Annotated in this window: 4 protein-coding genes; all 4 read left to right on the top strand. The window is 32.7% G+C overall.

Annotated elements, in window-relative coordinates:
• The first annotated feature begins 198 nt into the window (after window positions 1–198).
• The gene (locus ACE01N_RS20145) at window positions 199–927 is read left to right on the top strand and encodes a DUF4304 domain-containing protein (protein ID WP_375722450.1); all 729 of its coding nucleotides are present in this window, start codon (window positions 199–201) and stop codon (window positions 925–927) included.
• A 191-nt stretch (window positions 928–1,118) separates the two neighbouring features.
• A complete protein-coding gene (locus tag ACE01N_RS20140) occupies window positions 1,119–1,772 on the top strand; it encodes a hypothetical protein (protein ID WP_380592817.1) in 654 nt (217 codons plus the stop codon).
• 148 nt (window positions 1,773–1,920) lie between these two features.
• Complete coding sequence (locus tag ACE01N_RS20135; protein ID WP_380592815.1) at window positions 1,921–2,421, top strand: hypothetical protein; 501 nt, start codon at window positions 1,921–1,923, stop codon at window positions 2,419–2,421.
• A 251-nt stretch (window positions 2,422–2,672) separates the two neighbouring features.
• Window positions 2,673–3,062, top strand: a complete 390-nt coding sequence (locus ACE01N_RS20130; protein ID WP_380592813.1) for a hypothetical protein — start codon at window positions 2,673–2,675, stop codon at window positions 3,060–3,062.
• The last annotated feature ends 306 nt before the right edge of the window (window positions 3,063–3,368 follow it).

Raw genomic sequence — 3,368 nt, 5'->3', positions numbered from 1 at the left:
GATTAAAACCTGAAGATATATTATAAAAATGCACATACACACAACACGCGGTCATAGTGCATGGCAGTACTTTTAAACCAAATAATTCAACGTTCGCTGCAAGCACCTTTCGTCCTGACAGTTCCTATCCTATCGGACAGAAACTGCCACGACACCATACCGCCGGACCGTTGTACACCATAAAAGACAGACCTGCAAATGACGACACAGGAGTTTAGAAAGCAAATTGGAAAATATCTCGGAACTAAGATTCGTGAATTCGGATTTAAAGGCTCTGGATTCAATTATATAATGGACTCTGAAAGTTTCGTTTTTACTATTGGCTTGCAAGCAAGTAGATATGGTGGAAGTTTTTGTGTTGAATTAGGAGTTCACCCGAAAGAAATAACAAACAATGGATTTGAGGATTTAGATTTTAATAAGCTTAAGTACTATAACTGTGAATTTAGGACAAGATTAGCAAAAGAAGGAAAAGGTGATAAGTGGTGGAATTATACTGATTCAGAATCAAAAAACTTTGAAATCATAGATGATGTAATTCTTTATATTTCAAAATATGCTTTACCAATAATAAATGGATTCAAAAATGATACTGGATTATTGGAAAAGGTTAAAATATCTGACATAAAGAATCGATTTATACCGATACCGGACTTTAAAGGTGGATTAACACCTATGACAACAGATATCAGATTGGCTTGGGCTTTGGCAGTAATTATTGAAAAATCTAATCCTAAAAAATCATTGGAATTTGCTAAATACGCATTGAAGCATGACAAATCTCCAAGTACATTTTTTGGCACAAAGGATTTGAAAAGGATAATTGAATCTTATCAGGACAGTTTCGAGAAAGACTTGCCGATAAAAGAGATGGACAATGACAAACCAAGTTTTTGGACAAAGATTACGGATAGATTTAAGAAATAGATAAATTACGGTGTACAACACGCGGTCATAGTGCATGCGGTTTTATTTTAACCTGCAAATTCACATTCCGTATGCCGTCGTTTTCGGCTTGACAGTCTCCACTGCGTGGGACAGTCAACCGCACGACACCATACCGCGGGAACGTTACCGCCAATTTAAATGACACTAACAACTTGATTTATAAAACATAAATGCAAAGATTTGAATTGACAATTAATAAAACTTCTCGATTATTCATGGGAATTATAATCATAGGAATTTCATGTCCTGGATTGGTAATTCTGAGCAGCAAACTAGATAATACTTTTCAAAAAATAATAATTCCGATTTCTATATTAATTCTGCTTTTGGGATTTGTTCATCAATTAGCCTTTGCAAAATTGATTTTAACCGTTTCAAATGACACATTGTCTTTTCAGTGGAAAAAAAGATTTTTATTCAATAGTAAAGAGATTTCTCCTGTTAAAATACTTGACATAAAAAAATTAGTATTTGGCAAAGGGAGTACATTAAATAAAATAATTACACGTGATAGAGTAATTGAGATAAACACGATAAAACCAATAAAAAAGGATTTTCAAAATTTCATTGACTATTTGATTAAGACTGTCATAAATAATAAAGGACAAATAATGAATATTGACGAATATGCGACTGAGCAAGGTTACAATGATTTGAGTTTTAAAATCTTTGTAATGCTATTCGCATTTTCCATCTTCTTGATTTCAAGACTTTGGGGCTTGATTGAGTTTTACTCATTACTTTTATTATTAATTCCATTCTTTGCTTATGTTATTCATGTAAAACAGAGAATTAGAAAAAAAACTGGCGGTAACATTTTGTAAATTGCATTGCGGTGTTGGTGCAGGTTGTCGCCTCGGATTCCCGCATGATTGTCTTCGTCCTCGCGGACGGACAATCACCCGCAATCCGCAACGACAACTTACAATTTTCCGTTGGCAGCAATAGCAAAAGAAAAAAATTTACATTATTATGAATAGAATATTAGTTTTCACCGCATTCTTCCTATTCTTAGCCTGTAATATTAAGGCGACAAACATTCCAGATTCATTAATTAATTTTATAGAAAAAGAACTGCCTGGTTTTTCAATTCCAACAACTAAAGAATATTTACAAGATTGGAATAAATACCTTAAGACTGAAGGAACATTACCATATTACTGTTCAAGTGATTTTAACGGAGATAATAAATTAGACTATGCAATACTTTTAACTGACTCCTTAAATGAAGTATCCCTTTATGCTTTTATTAAAGAAATTAATGATTATAAGGTGATTTTAATAAAACATTTGGGCTCTCAGGGAAAAGAGATTCAAATATTCATTAGTGTTGAGCAAAAAGGTGATTGGGAGTCAGCTACAAATAAAATAAATGTTCCCAATGATGGAATTTCCATTGACCTGACTGAAGAAAGTTTGAGTTGGTCTTATTATTTTGACGGAAAGACTTTTAAACGATTCTTATATGATTAAAAAGCTACAGCTGCCAACACGCGGTCATAGTGCATGGCAGTACTTTTAAACCAAATAATTCAACGTTCGCTGCAAGCACCTTTCGTCCTGACAGTTCCTATCCTATCGGACAGAAACTGCCACGACACCATACCGCGGGAACGTTAGCGGTAAGCACTGTTGAAATACAAACATAAAAAACAAATATTCTGAAGCGATTATTAATATTTATATTATTATGTACTATTATTTTTAAAATTAATAGCACGTCAGTGAGACTTGTGTTTCCTTCATATTTTGACTCAATACCAAATTTTGAATTAATTGTCAAAGGAAAGGTAATTAACCTATATGGAAATTGGAAAGACAATATCTACGACTTTCCAATAAGAATAGACTCAATACAATTTGAAATTGAGAACAAATTTAATTCAGAACTCAATGATACCATTTGGATTTATCTAATGCCTAAAGAATACACAGATCGAGATTTAGATGGATTTGTTTTACTAAACCATGAGTATTCTGATTTAATTGAAAAAAATAAAGAATATATTCTAGGACTTAATAAAATTGAAAAAGATTATAGCAAAATATATTTGAATCCTACCAACTTTAATTCAATAGTACCTATTAAGAATGACAGTGTATCAATTCTTTAAAAAAAAAGTGTTTACAATAAGGTTGATATAAATATGAAAACTATGAATCTTAAAACTTTTGAACGAAAAGTTAGCAAAAAATATCATCGAGCACAGAAAAAAAAATGCCAACCGCTAACACGCGGTCATAGTGCATGGCAGTTATTTTAAACAAAGTGTATAAACGTTCGCTGCATGCGCTTTCCGTCCTGACAGTTCCTATCCTATCGGACAGAAACTGCCACGACACCATACCGCGGGAACGTTGTGCACAATGTCATGAAAAGATTACAATACATAATAATACTAATTATATGCTTGTCGTTT

It is taken from the genome of Quyinboa ferrireducens, assembly GCF_042436675.1.
In the GTDB taxonomy this organism is placed as follows: domain Bacteria; phylum Bacteroidota; class Bacteroidia; order Bacteroidales; family UBA5342; genus JBHJHP01.
Note: the sequence above shows the minus strand (reverse complement) of the source record. Positions and strands in the feature narration are given on the sequence as shown.

Excerpts from the sequence above, each read along its gene's own strand:
- ACE01N_RS20145 (WP_375722450.1), top strand. The coding sequence starts at position 199 with ATGACGACACAGGAGTTTAGAAAGCAAATTGGAAAATATCTCGGAACT.
- ACE01N_RS20135 (WP_380592815.1), top strand. The coding sequence starts at position 1,921 with ATGAATAGAATATTAGTTTTCACCGCATTCTTCCTATTCTTAGCCTGT.
- ACE01N_RS20140 (WP_380592817.1), top strand. The coding sequence starts at position 1,119 with ATGCAAAGATTTGAATTGACAATTAATAAAACTTCTCGATTATTCATG.